The organism is Streptomyces olivaceus (assembly GCF_000721235.1).
GTDB lineage: Bacteria > Actinomycetota > Actinomycetes > Streptomycetales > Streptomycetaceae > Streptomyces > Streptomyces olivaceus.
The window spans coordinates 1-14,293 of record NZ_JOFH01000033.1 but is presented as its reverse complement, the minus strand read 5'-3'; the positions used below and the strand labels follow the sequence as shown (position 1 = coordinate 14,293).

Sequence of the window (14,293 nt, the reverse complement as noted above, 5' to 3'; positions counted from 1 at the left end):
GTCGGTGGGCCCACCCCGCCCGACGTCGGCCCGACCGCGATACCCGGCGCCGGACGGGTGGCCGACCTGACCGGCGCCGGACGGGCGGTCCGACCGGACCGGCGCCGGTCCGGTCGGACCGCCCGGCGTCCCCCGGCTCACCCCGCCCGGCGTCGGTCAGGTCGGCGACGACCGCGGCGTGGTCGGAGGGCCAGACGCCGCCGACGGGGCCCGCACCGGCCCGCCGCACCGCCCGGACCCGGCCGAGGCCGCCGGGGCCGGGCGGGCCCACGTGGACGTGGTCGATCCGCGTGCCCGGCCCGCCGTCCGCGTCCACGTCCGCCACGTACGGGTTGGCGGTGTCCCAGGTACGGGACGGCGCGCCCGGCTCGGCGTGCTCCCAGACGTCGCGCAGCCCGCCTCCGGCCCGCAGCAGCCGGACCTCCGGCGAATCGGAGCGGGCGTTGAGGTCGCCGGTGACGACGGGCGGGTGAGCGGTGCCGTGCCGGTGCGCGGCGACGAACCCGGCGAGGGCGGCCGCCTGCTCCCGGCGCACCGCCGAGGCGGCCCGGCCCGAGGTGAAGTGCGCGGTGAAGAAGGGCACCGGATGCCCGGGGGCGTCGATCCGGGCGTACAACGCCAGCCGCCCGTCGTCGAGTTCCGCGGGCGCGGGCAGCCGCAGTACCGCCCGCTCCACGACCGGCCGGCGGCTGAGCACCGCGGTGCCGATGCCGACCGTGTCGTCACCGACCCGCCGCTGCCAGCGCCCCGGGGCGGGCGAGGGCGCCCAGGCGCAGTGCAGGCCGAGTTCGTCCGCCAGCCATGCCGCGAGGTTCTCCCCGCCGTCCACCGACCAGACTTCCTGGAGCCCGACGGCATCGGGCTCCAGCTCGCGCAGCACGGCGAGGATCGCCTTTCGCCGGTCGGCCCAGGGACCGAACCGCCACCACAGATTCCAGGTCACCACCCGCACACCCGCACCACCCGTCCGTCCGGTCAAGTCACGCCCCGCTCCCTGACGTTTTCCGGGAACATGGAGACCCGAGAGACGGGAGCGTGAACGAACGATGTCGAATTCGCAGCCGCAGCCGAAGCCGCAGCCGGACGCGCGATCGAAGTCGCCCGACCCCGAGAAGAAGTACCGGAACGTCACGGCCCTCCAGCGCCGCCTGAACGCGGTCATGCGCCGCCTGCCCGGCCAGACCCTCCTGGAGACCACCGGACGCGTCTCCGGCCTCCCCCGCCGCACACCGGTGGGCGGGCGCCGGGAGGGCGGCTCCTTCTGGCTGGTGTCGGAGTTCGGCGAGCGCTCGCAGTACATCCGCAACGTCCGGGCCGACCCCCGCGTCCGGGTCCGCATCCGGGGCCGCTGGCACCCGGGCACCGCCCACCTCCTGCCCGACGACGACCCGCAGGCACGCCTGCGCCGCCTCCCCCGCTTCAACAGCATGGCGGTGCGGGCGATGGGCGTCGGGTCGGGGCTACTGACGGTACGGGTGGAGCTGGATGGGTAAGGGAGCAGGTGAGGAACCTGTGATCGGCATCCCCCACAGCTGACGTGGTCGGTATGGACAAGGCAAACTGGCCTGGTTGCTCAGGATGTCCAGGTGCGCGGCGTCGCCGGGCAGACGGGAATGGTCGGACAGGCTCCAGGGGGGACGGCATGGACGGTGGACCGCGGGTTCCGGAGCAGCGGCATTCCGGATCCCCGGCACAACCGGACGGGTCGGCCGCGCTCCGCTTCGGCGTGCTCGGGCCGGTGCGTGCCTGGCGCGGCGGACAGCCGCTGGCCACCGGATCGCCCCAGCAGCGCGCGCTGCTGGCCGCCCTGCTGCTGCGCGAGGGCCGTACGGCCACGGCGGCCGAGCTGATCGACGCGCTGTGGGGCGAGGAGCCGCCCTCGCAGGCGCTGGCGGCGGTCCGGACGTACGCGTCCCGGCTGCGGAAGGTCCTGGACCCCGGGGTCCTGGTGAGCGAGTCGGGCGGGTACGCCGTACGGGGCCTCGCCGACGGGGCGTTGGACCTCTCGGCGGCCCAGGACCTGGCCGCCGGGGCGGAGAAGGCGCGCGGCGCCGGGGACTTCGCCGGTGCCCGTGACGCCCTGCGCGACGCGCTGGCCCTGTGGGACGGCGAGGTCCTGGCCGGCGTACCGGGACCGTACGCGGAGGGGCAGCGCGTCCGGCTGGAGGAGTGGCGGCTCCAACTCACCGAAACCTGCCTGGAGCTGGACCTGGAGCAGGGCGGCCACGCGGAGGCGGTCTCGGAACTGACGGCGCTGACGGCGGCGCACCCCCTGCGCGAACGCCTGCGCGAGCTGCTGATGCTGGCCCTGTACCGCAGCGGACGCCAGGCGGAGGCCCTCGCGGTCTACGCGGACACGCGCCGGCTGCTCGCCGACGAGCTGGGCGTCGACCCGCGCGCCGGCCTCCAGGAACTCCAGCAGCGCATCCTGCGGGCCGACCCGGCGCTGGCCGAACCGTCGACGCCGGCCGCGGGGACGGCGGCGCCCCCGGTCCGGCCGGCGCAACTGCCGGCCACCGTCCCCGACTTCACGGGCCGCGCGCCGTTCGTCCGCGAGCTGAGCGACGTACTGGCGGCGGCGTCCGGGGACGGGTCCGGGCCCGGCGGCCGCGTGATGGCGGTCTCCGCGCTGGCCGGCATCGGCGGCGTCGGCAAGACGACCCTCGCGGTGCACGTCGCCCACCGGGCGCGGGCGGCCTTCCCGGACGGGCAGCTGTACGTCGACCTCCAGGGCGCGGGCGCGCGGCCGGCGGAGCCGGAGACGGTGCTGGGCTCGTTCCTGCGCGCCCTCGGCACGGCCGACTCGGCGATACCGGACTCCCTGGAGGAGCGGGCCGCCCTCTACCGCTCCGTCCTGGACGGCCGCCGCGTCCTCGTCCTCCTCGACAACGCCCGGGACGCCGCCCAGGTACGGCCGCTGCTGCCCGGCACGGACGGCTGCGCCGCGCTGGTGACGGCGCGGGTGCGGATGGTGGACCTCGCCGGGGCGCACCTGGTCGACCTGGACGTGATGTCGCCCGAGGAGGCGCTGGCCCTCTTCACGAGGATCGTGGGCGAGGAGCGGGTGGCCGCGGAGCGGGAGGCGGCCCTGGACGTGGTGGGCGCCTGCGGCTTCCTGCCCCTCGCCATCCGGATCGCCGCGTCCCGCCTCGCGGCGCGCCGCACGTGGACCGTCTCCGTCCTCGCGGCGAAGCTGGCGGACGAACGGCGCCGCCTGGACGAGCTGCAGGCCGGCGACCTGGCCGTCGAGGCCACCTTCGAACTGGGCTACGGCCAGCTGGAACCTGCCCAGGCCCGCGCCTTCCGCCTCCTGGGCCTGGCGGACGGCCCGGACATCTCCCTCGCGGCCGCGGCGGCGGTCCTGGACCTCCCGGCGCGGCGGACGGAGGACCTCCTGGAAGCGCTGGTGGACACGTCGCTGCTCGAATCGGCGGCGCCGGGCCGCTACCGCTTCCACGACCTGGTCCGGCTCTACGCGCGTGCGTGCGCGGAACGCGACGAGCACCCGCCGGCCGAGCGGGGCGCGGCGCTGTCGCGGCTGCTGGACTTCTACCTGGCCACGGCGGCCGGGATCTACGCGTTGGAGCGCCCCGGGGACCGGCTGGTGGACCACCTGGAGCAGACCGAGAGCGAGGCCCTGTGCTTCACCGACGGCTCGGCCGCTCGGGACTGGCTCTACACGGAGGGGCAGTCCCTGCTGGCCTCGGTCCGGCAGTCCGTGGGCACGGACCGGCTGCGGCGGGCGGTGGACCTCCTGTGGGCGGCCAAGGACCTGGTCGAGTCCGGCGCCAACGCCCGGCAGTACGAGGCCACGGCCGACGCGGTGTGCGAGGCGGCCCGGCTCGCCGGGGACCGGCGCACGGAGGGCCGGGCGCGGACGACGCTCACCAACGTCCTCCTCGTCACCGGCCGCATCCGCCGCGCGGAGGAGGAGGCGAGCCTCGCCCTGGAGTGCGCCGCCCGGTCCGAGGACGTCGCCGCGGGCAGCTGGGCGGCGAACGACCGCGGGCTCATCTCCCTGCACCAGCACCGGTACGCGGACGGCAAGGACTTCTTCGACCGGGCCATCCGCGGTTTCAGCGAGGCGGGCAACCGCGCGGGCGAGGCGACGACGTCCTTCAACCTGTCGCGTGCGCATCTGGCCATGGGCAACGTCGGCAAGGCCGTCGAGATCGCCCGCGACGGGCTCGCCCTGCTCGCCACCCTGGGCCGGACGGTGCGGCTGGCCAACGGCCACTACGCGCTGGCCATGGCGCTGACCGAGGCCGGACGGCACACCGAGGCGCTCGGCCAGTACAACGACGCGCTGACCGTCTTCGTGAACCACCGCCAGCGCCTGTGGGAGGGCACCACCCACTTCCGTATCGCCGAGGCGCACCTGGCGGCCCGCCGCCCGCCGCAGGCCGCCCAGCACGCCGAACAGGCCCTGGCCGTCGGGTGCATCGGCGGCGACCGGATGCGCGGCAACGTCCTCACGCTCCTCGGGCGTTCGCTCGCCGCGCTGGGACAGGCGGACCGGGCGAGGGCCTGCTGGCGCGAGGCACTCAAGCTCTACGAGGAGACCGGCGCCCACGAGGCGGCCGCCGTACGCGCCCTGCTGGCCTCCGTCGACGCCGCCTGAGCAGACCGGACGCCGCGCGAAACAACGCCGTTCAGTGTTCGTTTATCCCCCTCCGCGATGCTTCCTGTCGCCAGGCCGTCGTGTCGGGGGGCAGACGGCCAACGGGGGAGCCGACCGGGTTAGGGTTCGGCTCCGAACGCCCGTCCGGCGGCCCTCGGGGGAGCTTCCGGACGGGCGTTCAGCACGCGCCCACCTCGTCGTAGCAGAGGAGTACGAACCGATGAGCGAGCAGAAGGCCACGCAGGTCAAGCCGCTGGACAACCAGATGCCCACGCCGCCGGCCGAGGACGGCACCGTCACCACGCTGGACAACCAGATGCCGACGCCGCCGGCCAAGGACGACGACACCGTCACCACGCTGGACAACCAGATGCCGGCCCCGCCCGCCCTGGACCCGGACGGCAACGGCAAGTAGACCTTCCTCCACACGGGGATCGGCCGCGGCGGCGCGGAGGGGAGCCGCCGCGGCCGCTTGCGTCCCCGTCAGTCGGCGGGCCCCGTCCCACCCACCTCGCACCACACCGTCTTCCCACCGGCCGCCCCGCACTCCACACCCCACCCGCACGCCACCGCGTCGACCAACGACATCCCGCGCCCGAACTCGTCCTCGGCACGAGCCCGGTGGAGGACCGGCAGAGCACCCTTGGCCGGATCGGCGACCTCAACACGCGTAGGCACCCCCGCCCCCCTGAACACCCGTACCCGTACCGGCGTCCTCAAGAGCTGCCGTTGAACTGCGGCGCTCATCCGCTGATGCACGGCACAGCGAAGGCCTCGTCCTTCACCGATGCCCCGCCGCCGGTCGACACCGAGTCTCCGTAGAGCGGTGACACCATCGACGAACCGGGCCTCGTCGAGCAGTACCGCAAGGCATACGATCGGCCCAGGGCCGCCGCTCTGCCGCCGGAGGCGTCCCTCGCCATGATCGAGAAAGCGGCTGAGGCCTCCGGGAGGTTGTCCACAAGGGCGGACCTGTTCGGCGCTCGCACGGCATCCTGACGCCGTGGAACCGGAACGCACAGACCTGCGCACCCTCGTCGAGTCCGGCGTCCTGCTCACCACCCGCGCCCTGAAGGCGGGTTGGCCCCGGTCCTCGCTGTCACGCCGGTTGCAGGACGAAGGCTGGGTCCCGCTGCGGCACGGCGCCTGGGCCGAGCGGTCGACCGCGGTCGATCTCGACCTCCGCCTGAAGGCGGCCCAGCTCATGCATCCCGAGCTGGTCGTGAGCCACCGTACGTCCGCCCGGCTCTGGGCCATCGAGCAGTTGGGAAGCGCGGCACCCGAACGCGTCGAGTTCACGGACCCGGGCCTGACGTCCCGCCGAAGGCTGACGGGTGTCAACGTCCACCGCCTCCCACTCGCCGACACCGAGGTGGAGACGGTGGGGCCGCGCCGGCTGCGGATCACGTCCGTCGCCCGTACTCTCGGCGATCTGCTGCGCTCCGGGCCCCGGGACGACGCCCTGGTCGCCGTCGAGTCGGCCCTCACCCGGCGCAGGTTCGAAGGCGTCCCCCGGCCACCGCTCACCACCCGCCCCTCCCTCACCACCGCGCTCGCGGGGCCGCTCCTCGGAGGCACCAGGGCGCGGCAATGGCTGAGCCTCGTGGACCTCGGCGCCGGTTCCCCGGCGGAGACCGTCGCCCGGCTCCGCATGCACGACGCCGGTCTGCACCCCGAAACGCAGGCCGAGGTGCGTACACGGGACGGACGACGCCGCTACCTGGACTTCTTCTTCCGTGCCCAGGGGCTGGCGGTCGAGATCGAGGGCTACGCCTATCACGGCAGCCGCGACTCCCACCGCCGGGACCTGGCCCGCTTCAACGAGATCGCCCACTGCCCGGAGGTCCACCGCCTCCTCCGCTTCCCCGCCACGGCCCCCCTGTACCACCCCACCGCCATACTCCAGGACATCCACCGAGCCCTCTCCGGTGGGTAACCCGGAGATTGGACAGTCTGTCCCACCTTCGCCCGACAAACTCCCTGCTGAAGCCACCATTTAAGCGGGACAAAGTGTCCAATCTCAGCCTGACGATGCGGCGGTCGTCATGCGTTCGCTCCGTTCCTGGGCAGCTCGCCGTACACCTCGTCGGTGACGGGCTCCAGCCATTCGTTGCTGACACCTTCGCCCGGGGTGATGAAGGCGAGGTGGGAGAACCACGCGTCGGCCTTCGCGCCGTGCCAGTGCTTCGTGCCGGCGGGGACGCGGATCACCGTGCCAGGCTCCATGCTGACGGGATCCTCGCCCTCGGCCTGGTACCAGCCGCTGCCCGCCGTGCACAGCAGGATCTGGTCGCCGCCGCCGTTCGTGCCGTGGTGGATGTGCCAGTTGTTGCGGCAGCCCGGCTCGAAGGAGACGTTGCTGACGGGAACGCTGCCCGAGGCGAGCGGGGCCAGGTAGCTCTGGCCGATGAAGTACTGCGCGTAGGCGTCGTTCCTCTCGCCGAGCGGGAAGATCTGGTCGAATCCGTTGCCGGCCATCTTGTTCCTCTTCCTTGGTTCACTACGCGCCGCTCAGCGGTGCGGGGCGGTTTCGTCGCTCGCGCCGGGATCAGGCGGAGCACTCGTCCGCGATCTTCTTCAGCAGGGTGATCGCGGTCATGGCGTTGGGCCATCCGGCGTAGAACGCCAGGTGCGTGATCGCCTCGGACAGCTCCTCCACCGTGAGCCCGTTGTCCAGGGCCACACCCAGGTGGTAGGGCAGCTGCTCGCTGCGGTAGAGGGCGGCCAGCACACTGACCGTGACCAGGCTGCGGTCCCGCGGGGAGAGCCCGGGGCGCTCCCACACATCCTGGAACAGGACCTCGTTGGTGACCTCGACCAGCTTCGGCGCGATACCGGCCAGCTCCTGCGGTGCGGACTGCGTTGCCATGAGGGCACTCCTGGTGATGGTGCGGACACGAGGGTGCGGCACTGCCGCTGTCGGCCACCCGGGGACGGAGGGCATCCCGCAAGGGGGTGCCGACGGGGGTTCCGACGGGGGCGCCGGCCTTTCGGGCCGGGGCCGCATCTGCTGACACCATCGAGGAAACCGCAGCTCACAGGCGTGCGGAAGGCTCTGCCGTTCGAGGTACTGGCAGAACCTCCCAGCCGCCTTCCGCTCCTCCTAACCTGGACAACATGGACACCACCCGCGAGATCCGAGAGTTCCTCGCCACTCGCCGCGCGAGGATCACCCCGGAGCAGGCCGGCCTGCCGGCCTTCGGGAACGGGAAGCGCAGGGTCCCCGGACTGCGCCGCGAGGAAGTCGCCCTGCTCGCCGGTGTCAGCATCGACTACTACGTCCGCCTGGAACGCGGCCGGCTCGCCGGCGCCTCCGAGGAAGTCCTCGACGCGCTCTGCCGCGCCCTCCAGCTCGACGACGCCGAACGCTCCCACCTGCACGACCTGGCCGCCGCCCAGCGCCGGCGCCCGACCCTCCGCGCCCCGCGCCGGGCCAAGGACGCCGTTCCTGCCAGCCTCAAGCGGGTCCTGGAGTCCATGACCGGCTCACCGGCCTTCATCCGCAACGGCCGCCTCGACATCCTCGCCGTCAACGACCTCGGCCGCGCCCTGTACGCACCCCTGTTCACCGCGGCGGCTCCCACCCCGGTGAACATCGCCCGCTTCCAGTTCCTCGACCCCACCAGCCGCGGCTTCTTCCCCGACTGGAACGCCTCGGTCGACACCACCGTCGCCCTGCTGCGTACCGAAGCCGGCCGAGCCCCGGGCGATACCGAACTCACCGGCCTCATCGGTGAACTCGTCACCCGCAGCGACGAGTTCCGCACCGCCTGGGCCAAGCACAACGTGCGCCTGCACCACACCGGCCGCAAGGTATTCCGTCATCCGGCCATCGGCGAGATCACCCTCGACTTCGACGCCATGCGCCTGCCGGGCGAAGCCGGACTGACCCTCACCGCCTACAGCGCCGAACCCGGCACCCCCGAACGCGACGCCCTCATACTGCTCGCGTCCTGGGCCGCAACCAGCTCGGACGAAGCCCACCAGGACGCGTCCCGCCCCTGATCGGACCCATCGGTCGGCACTCTCCTGCCGTCACACCATCTGGCGCGGAGGTCAGGAGTCGGGAATCGTCCAGGTCGCCCGGACGTGTCCCAGTCGGGCGAGTTCGGCCGCCCGGCGGTGGTCCTTCGGGCGGCCCAGGGCTCGGCGCATGCGGATGAGGTCGTCGAGGTCGGCGTAGCGGATGGTGAAACCCTCCGGGTCGCGCGTGGTGTCGGCCCGGGACAGGCAGGGGGCGACGTTCATGGCGCCCCAGGGGAGGGCCGGGGTGCACAGGTCGCCGGCGGCGCCGGCCACCCGGTAGGGCACCTGCGCGCGGTGCAGGTCCGGCGGTTCGGTGCAGCCGGAGCGGGCGAGGGCCTCGCGCAGGGCGTGCGCCTCGGCGGGGGTGCCGTCCCAGAGCAGGTCGAGGTCTCCGGTCAGTTCGGTGGAGCCGTGCATGATGCCGGCGACCTGGCCGATGACCACGGCGTGCGAACCGGCGTCGTGGAGCGCCCGGAGGAAGGGGAAGGGGTCGAAGCCGAGTGCCCCGTCGGTGGCGAAGGTGCCCCGCAGGTCGTCGGCGTCCTCCGGGGGACGGCCGGTGGGGGCGCGTCCGCGGGTGGCGGCTTCGGTGCGGGTGATTGCCTGCCGCAGGCGCAGCGCGGCGGTCGGGTCCATGCTCCGTCTCCCGGCTACGGGAGGGGCTGTGGGTTCGGGTCGTCCAGTTCGCAGTGGTCCGGGGTGGTGGTGTTGTCCAGGGGGACGCGGATTTTGGTCGTGGTGCGGGGTGGGACCGTGGGCTCCTCGCGGCTGTCGGCGGTCGTCGTGCCGGCCGCGTCCTTGAAGAAGACCGTGACGGGGAACGTGTACGCGCGGTCGTTCGGGTTGGTGATCTCGACGGTGGCGTACGGGGCGGACTCCGTCGCGCAGGTGAGGAGTTCCGCGGTGGCCGGTTCCGGGGTGGCGGTGGTGCCGCCGCTGCCGCTGCCCGTGTCGTCGTCGTAGGTGTCGTCGTCGTAGTCGTGGTGGCCGGTGCCGCCGGTCGTGTACGTGTCGCCGTCGTCCTTGTACGCGTCGCCGCCGCCCGCCGAGGACGACGAGTTGTCGTGGTCCTGGCTGGAACTGCTGCAGCCGCCGCCCCCGTCGCCTCCGTGGCCGTGGCCGTGGCGGCTGGTGGAGAAGCCGGTCAGGCTGAGGACCACCAGTGTGGAGATCGCCGTGAGTCTGAGTGCACGCCCCCGTGTCGTCATGGTGATCACGTTAGTGAGCGGATGTCACGGACACGTCACCAGCCGGGCACGGGGCCTCACGTCGTGCGGGCCGTTCCCGTTCCCTTCTCCGCGTCCAGGGCGTACACGCAGCGGTCCTTGCTGCACGCGTACACGATGCCGTCCCTCACGACCGGGGAGCCGGTGATCTCGCCGCCGGTGGCGAGCTTCCAGCGCAGGCGGCCGTCGTCGGACTTGAGGGTGTAGAGCAGGTGGTCCGTCGAGCCGAAGTGGATGCGGCCCTCGGCGACCGCCGGCGCGCCCACGATGTCGCCGCCCGCCTGGAAGCGCCACTTGGGAGTGCCGGTGACCGCGTCCAGCGTGTAGAGGCCCTTGCCGCTGCCGACGTGGACGTGGCCGGCGGCGACCAGCACCGGGTCGGTCGAGGAGCGGGCCTCGGTCGCGATGCGCCAGCGGTCGCGGCCGTCGGTGGCGTCGAGGGCGTAGACGGTGCCGAGGTAGTCGGCGAGGTAGATCCCGCCGCCGGTCACGGCCGGGCCCGGCACGAAGGCGGGCGGGGCCAGGAAGACCGCCGGGGCCTCGAAGTGCCAGCGGACGTGGCCCGAGGCGACCTCGAGGGCGAGGACGCGGGTGCCGGCCGCGACGTACACGTAGCCGTCGGGGGCCTGGGCCAGGCGGACCGGGACTCCGCCGCAGGAGGCGGCGTCGCCGATCGGGTAGGACCACCTCTCGTCGCCGGTACGGGCGTCCAGGGCGCGGAGCCTGGCGTCCTGCCAGACGTACGCCGTGCCCTCGTGGAGGACGGCGCCCGCCTCGGCGGACTCGAAGTCGGTCTGGGCGCCGGTGAGTTCCCAGAGCTTCTGGCCGCTGGAGGCCTCCCAGGCCTGGACGCCGCCGCCGCGGGTGGCGGTCAGGACCGTGCCGCGGTCGGCGTGGAGGGAGTACACCCAGGCGTCCGTCTGGACCCGCCACAGGTCGGCGCCCTCACGGGCGTTCAGCGCGAACAGGGTGGGGCCGTCGGAGGCGTGGACCCGGCCGTCCGCGACCGCCATCGACCAGGCGACGTCCCGGGTCTTGAAGCGGCGGCGCCCGGTGGCCACGTCCAGGGCGTGCACCTCGAAGGAGGTGACGTAGACGAGGTCCTCGGCGACGCGGGGCGTGCCCCAGACGTCGTTGGACATGCGGAACCGCCAGGGCCGCCAGCCCGCCGGGGACGCCTCCGGGGGCGCGGGCGGCGCGGCCGGTACGGCGGGGTCGGCGCCGTTGACGCCGGGGCGCGGCCGGGACCAGGACGCGGAGAGCGCGGACTCCGGCCGGGGTGCCGCGACGGCGGCCGCGCGCGTGTCGGCGACGCGCGGGCCGGGACCGATCGGCACCGCGGCGCCGGCCAGCCGGACCGGACCGGCGTCCGGGGCGCCGACGGGCGCGGGAATCGCCGGCCCGTGCGCGGGCGGCGCCGGTACGGCGGGGTCGTGCGCCGGCGGGGGCGGCAGCGGCGGCGCCGCCGGCACGGGGGGACGGGCACCGCCCGGGCCGCGACCGCCGGGAGCCCCCGCGGGCCTGGGGGCGGGGCGGCCGTTGCGGCGGCCCTCGATCAGGCCCACCGCGCGCTCGGGCAGCCACGCCGACGCCGTACCGCTGTCGTCGGAGCCGGAGCCGAAGAGGTGCGGGGCGAGCTGGGACTGGAGGTCGGCCGGGTTCGGGCGGCCGGTGGCCTCCATCTGCATACAGGCCTCGATGAGCGGACGCAGCTCGTCCGGGAGGCCTTCGAGGTCGGGACCCTCGCGCAGCAGCATGAAGACCGTCTCGACCGGGTTGGCGCCGTGGAAGGGCGGATGCCCGGTGGCGGCGAAGACCAGCATGGATCCGAGCGAGAACACGTCGCTCGCGCCGGTGACGCTGCGGGAGTCCTTCGCCTGCTCCGGCGACATGTAGGCGGGGGTGCCGACCGCGACGTTCGTCATGGTCAAACGGGTGCTCGAGACGCCGGACGCGATGCCGAAGTCGATCACGCGGGGGCCGTCCTCGACGACCAGGACGTTGGACGGTTTCAGGTCGCGGTGGACCAGGCCCGCCCCGTGGATCGACTGGAGCGCCTCCGCGACGCCCGCGGCCAGCCAGCGCACCGCCTGGGCCGGCAGCGGCCCGCACTCGTTCACTATCTCCTCGAGGGAGGGCGCGGGCACGTACGCCGTGGCCAGCCACGGCACCGCGGCGCGCGGGTCGGCGTCGACCACCGCCGCCGTGTAGAAGCCCGAGACCGCGCGGGCCGCCTCCACCTCACGCGTGAAGCGGACGCGGAACAGCTGGTCCTCCGCGAGTTCCGTGCGCACCGTCTTGATCGCCACGCGCCGCCCGGACGCCGAGCGCGCGAGATAGACCAGCCCCATGCCGCCGGCGCCGAGCCGCCCCAGCACCTCGAACGGCCCGATCCGCCGCGGATCGTGCTGCGTCAGCTGATCCACCACTTGCCTGCCACCTCCCCGTACGGGCCGCGCCACCCACTTATGTACGCGACCGAAATGCAGCGTCTCACCACTGCCCCTGTGTGGCGCCACGCACCCCGATTCTTCCTGTCCGAGGCGCTGGTGGCGAACCTCGGGACAATCAGGGTGTCTCGCCCCATCCCGGACGCCGGGTGCCGTTCGGGCCTCCGCGGTCAGCGCTGGAGCAGCGCGAACGACGCTCCCTGGCCGTCCGAGACCACGGCCGCCCGCCCGTACGACGTCTCGAAGGGCGGGACGCGCACCCTGCCGCCGAGCCGGGCCACCGTGCCCAGGGCGGCCTCCACGTCCCGGACCAGGAAGTGGACGAGGAAGTGCGGCGGCATCTCGGCGGGGAAGACGTCCGCGACCGGGGCCCTGCCGAAGTCGGGGTCGGCGTCCGGGCCGAAGAGGGCGTCGTGGAAGAGGTCGCCGTAGAAGGCGTTGGCGGCCTCGGTGTCCCGGGTGTACAGCTCCGCCCAGGCGAAGGTGCCCGGCTCGTGCCGGCGTCCGAAGCCCCGGTGGCCGCCGGGCTCCCAGAGGGCGAAGACGGCGCCCTCGGGGTCGGCGGCGAGAGCGGCGGTCCCCAGTTCGCCGACCGGGTGGGGCGGGGTGACGACCTGGCCGCCGCCCGCCCGGATCCGCTCGGCCAGGGCGCGGGCGTCCGGGGTGTGGAAGTACACGGACCACACGGTGGGCATGCGGCCGTCCGTCTTGCGGACCAGGGCGGCGACGGGCTCGCCCTCCAGGTACGCCCGCAGGGACGTCCCCGGCTGCTGCGGCTCCCCCGGCCGTCCCGCCTTCCCGGGCCGCTCCGCCTTCCCCGGCTGCTCCGCCTTCCCCGGCTCCTTCGGCCTCTCCGGCTCACTCGCCGGGTCCCCGGCGTCCCCGCTGCCCCCGTCGGACTCACCGGTCTCGCCGTCCTCGCCGGTCTGCCCGAAGGTCCAGCCGAACAGTTCGCCGTAGAAGCGCCGACCCGCCTCCACGTCGGAGAGCTGCGCCTCCACCCAGCAGGGGGTGCCTTCCCGGAGGCCGCCCGTCCGCCCGGACGGGGCCCCGGCCCCGCGCTCGGGCGCCTCGTTCCCGGTTTCCCCGGTTTCCCCGTTTGCTGCCCCGTTTTCGGCCATGTCGTCAAAGTAACCGCCCGACCCGCACCGCGCAGACCAGGCACACCAGCCCCGCTCCACGCGCGCACCCCATTTGCAGTCGGCCGAATCGCGCTCCGACCCCCCGTCGGTAAGCTGACCGGCATGACAGGACAAGTGCGTACCGTCGATGGCCGCGTGGCCGGTCGGCGTGGGCAGGCGACCCGGGAGAAACTGCTCGACTGCCTCAGCGACATGCTCGATTCGTCCCCCTACCGCGACGTCAAGGTCATCGATGTCGCCCGCCGGGCCGGAACCTCGCCCGCGACCTTCTACCAGTACTTCCCGGACGTCGAGGGTGCCGTCCTGGAGATCGCCGAGCGGACGGCGGCGGAGAGTTCCTCGCTGGCCGAACTGACGGCGGGCCGCTCGTGGGTCGGCAAGGCCGGCTGGCAGACGGCACAGGAACTCGTCGACGGTTTCCTGGAGTTCTGGCGGAAGAACGACGCCATTCTCCGTGTCGTCGATCTCGGTGCCGCGGAAGGGGATAAACGGTTCTTCAAGATCCGTATGAAAATCCTCAACTCGGTGAACTCCGCCCTCTCGGACTCCGTCGCCGAGCTGCAGGCCAAGGGCCGGGTCGACAAGGACGTCAACCCCGCGGCGATCGCCGGGTCGCTGGTCGTCATGCTCTCGGCCGCCGCCTCGCACCAGAAGGGCTTCACCTCCTGGGGCGTCAAGCAGGCCGAACTCAAGCCCAGCCTGGCCCTGTTGACGTATCTCGGCGTCACCGGCAAGAAGCCCGCCAAGTAGCACGCGGCTGCCTGTCATCTCCGCCGCGTCCACTGGCCGCCCCCTCCCAGCTTCCTACCGCCCCCACACCCCCCACCC

13 protein-coding genes and 1 pseudogene are annotated in these 14,293 nt (G+C 73.7%); 6 read left to right on the top strand and 8 right to left on the bottom strand.

The window, feature by feature from the left end; all coding sequences use genetic code 11:
• Nucleotides 1–151: 151 nt before the first annotated feature.
• A pseudogene (locus tag IG94_RS40920) lies at nucleotides 152–952 on the bottom strand (endonuclease/exonuclease/phosphatase family protein); the annotation flags it as partial.
• 94 nt (nucleotides 953–1,046) lie between these two features.
• Between IG94_RS40920 and IG94_RS0130280 the strand changes: the two are divergent.
• From IG94_RS0130280 to afsS, 3 genes are all read left to right on the top strand, one after another.
• Nucleotides 1,047–1,493, top strand: a complete 447-nt coding sequence (locus IG94_RS0130280; RefSeq protein WP_052410930.1) for a nitroreductase family deazaflavin-dependent oxidoreductase — start codon at nucleotides 1,047–1,049, stop codon at nucleotides 1,491–1,493.
• Between the two features lie 149 nt (nucleotides 1,494–1,642).
• The gene (afsR, locus tag IG94_RS0130275) at nucleotides 1,643–4,621 is read left to right on the top strand and encodes an SARP-family global regulator AfsR (RefSeq protein WP_031044436.1); all 2,979 of its coding nucleotides are present in this window, start codon (nucleotides 1,643–1,645) and stop codon (nucleotides 4,619–4,621) included.
• Between the two features lie 220 nt (nucleotides 4,622–4,841).
• Nucleotides 4,842–5,036: a regulatory protein AfsS gene (gene afsS, locus IG94_RS0130270; RefSeq protein ID WP_031044434.1), complete on the top strand. Its 195-nt coding sequence runs from the start codon at nucleotides 4,842–4,844 to the stop codon at nucleotides 5,034–5,036.
• A gap of 68 nt (nucleotides 5,037–5,104) precedes the next feature.
• Here afsS and IG94_RS42640 read toward each other — a convergent pair whose 3' ends face one another.
• The gene (locus tag IG94_RS42640) at nucleotides 5,105–5,299 is read right to left on the bottom strand and encodes an ATP-binding protein (RefSeq protein WP_157852343.1); all 195 of its coding nucleotides are present in this window, start codon (nucleotides 5,297–5,299) and stop codon (nucleotides 5,105–5,107) included.
• A 325-nt stretch (nucleotides 5,300–5,624) separates the two neighbouring features.
• Here IG94_RS42640 and IG94_RS0130260 point away from each other — a divergent pair, with 325 nt between their 5' ends.
• Entirely contained in the window at nucleotides 5,625–6,557 is a 933-nt protein-coding gene (locus tag IG94_RS0130260; protein ID WP_052410928.1) for a hypothetical protein, read from the top strand.
• A 107-nt stretch (nucleotides 6,558–6,664) separates the two neighbouring features.
• Here IG94_RS0130260 and IG94_RS0130255 read toward each other — a convergent pair whose 3' ends face one another.
• Both IG94_RS0130255 and IG94_RS0130250 read right to left on the bottom strand, forming a co-directional pair.
• A complete protein-coding gene (locus tag IG94_RS0130255; RefSeq protein ID WP_031044427.1) occupies nucleotides 6,665–7,099 on the bottom strand; it encodes a cupin domain-containing protein in 435 nt (144 codons plus the stop codon).
• Between the two features lie 70 nt (nucleotides 7,100–7,169).
• The gene (locus IG94_RS0130250; RefSeq protein ID WP_031044424.1) at nucleotides 7,170–7,490 is read right to left on the bottom strand and encodes a carboxymuconolactone decarboxylase family protein; all 321 of its coding nucleotides are present in this window, start codon (nucleotides 7,488–7,490) and stop codon (nucleotides 7,170–7,172) included.
• A 248-nt stretch (nucleotides 7,491–7,738) separates the two neighbouring features.
• Between IG94_RS0130250 and IG94_RS0130245 the strand changes: the two genes are divergently transcribed.
• Nucleotides 7,739–8,626, top strand: a complete 888-nt coding sequence (locus tag IG94_RS0130245; RefSeq protein ID WP_031044421.1) for a helix-turn-helix transcriptional regulator — start codon at nucleotides 7,739–7,741, stop codon at nucleotides 8,624–8,626.
• Between the two features lie 51 nt (nucleotides 8,627–8,677).
• Here IG94_RS0130245 and IG94_RS0130240 read toward each other — a convergent pair whose 3' ends face one another.
• The 4 genes from IG94_RS0130240 to kbpA all read right to left on the bottom strand — a co-directional run bounded on the left by IG94_RS0130240 (nucleotide 8,678) and on the right by kbpA (nucleotide 13,324).
• Nucleotides 8,678–9,283 (bottom strand): hypothetical protein, encoded by a 606-nt coding sequence (locus IG94_RS0130240; protein WP_052410927.1) that lies wholly within the window; start codon nucleotides 9,281–9,283, stop codon nucleotides 8,678–8,680.
• Nucleotides 9,284–9,297: 14 nt separating this feature from the next.
• Entirely contained in the window at nucleotides 9,298–9,855 is a 558-nt protein-coding gene (locus tag IG94_RS0130235; protein ID WP_031044418.1) for a hypothetical protein, read from the bottom strand.
• 56 nt (nucleotides 9,856–9,911) lie between these two features.
• A complete protein-coding gene (gene afsK, locus IG94_RS0130230) occupies nucleotides 9,912–12,302 on the bottom strand; it encodes a protein serine/threonine kinase AfsK (RefSeq protein ID WP_031044416.1) in 2,391 nt (796 codons plus the stop codon).
• A 191-nt stretch (nucleotides 12,303–12,493) separates the two neighbouring features.
• Nucleotides 12,494–13,324, bottom strand: coding sequence for an AfsK-binding protein KbpA (gene kbpA / locus IG94_RS0130225; protein WP_043484959.1), 831 nt, complete (start codon nucleotides 13,322–13,324; stop codon nucleotides 12,494–12,496).
• A gap of 243 nt (nucleotides 13,325–13,567) precedes the next feature.
• On the opposite strand from kbpA, the gene IG94_RS0130220 reads away from it, so the two are divergent.
• Nucleotides 13,568–14,215 (top strand): TetR family transcriptional regulator, encoded by a 648-nt coding sequence (locus IG94_RS0130220; RefSeq protein WP_194963004.1) that lies wholly within the window; start codon nucleotides 13,568–13,570, stop codon nucleotides 14,213–14,215.
• The last annotated feature ends 78 nt before the right edge of the window (nucleotides 14,216–14,293 follow it).

Bases quoted from the DNA above. Each gene is read 5' to 3' on its own strand.
- IG94_RS0130280 (WP_052410930.1), top strand. From the start codon at position 1,047: ATGTCGAATTCGCAGCCGCAGCCGAAGCCGCAGCCGGACGCGCGATCG.
- IG94_RS0130250 (WP_031044424.1), bottom strand. From the start codon at position 7,490: ATGGCAACGCAGTCCGCACCGCAGGAGCTGGCCGGTATCGCGCCGAAG.
- IG94_RS0130240 (WP_052410927.1), bottom strand. From the start codon at position 9,283: ATGGACCCGACCGCCGCGCTGCGCCTGCGGCAGGCAATCACCCGCACC.
- IG94_RS0130245 (WP_031044421.1), top strand. From the start codon at position 7,739: ATGGACACCACCCGCGAGATCCGAGAGTTCCTCGCCACTCGCCGCGCG.
- IG94_RS0130220 (WP_194963004.1), top strand. From the start codon at position 13,568: ATGACAGGACAAGTGCGTACCGTCGATGGCCGCGTGGCCGGTCGGCGT.
- afsS (WP_031044434.1), top strand. From the start codon at position 4,842: ATGAGCGAGCAGAAGGCCACGCAGGTCAAGCCGCTGGACAACCAGATG.
- afsR (WP_031044436.1), top strand. From the start codon at position 1,643: ATGGACGGTGGACCGCGGGTTCCGGAGCAGCGGCATTCCGGATCCCCG.
- IG94_RS0130235 (WP_031044418.1), bottom strand. From the start codon at position 9,855: ATGACGACACGGGGGCGTGCACTCAGACTCACGGCGATCTCCACACTG.
- IG94_RS0130255 (WP_031044427.1), bottom strand. From the start codon at position 7,099: ATGGCCGGCAACGGATTCGACCAGATCTTCCCGCTCGGCGAGAGGAAC.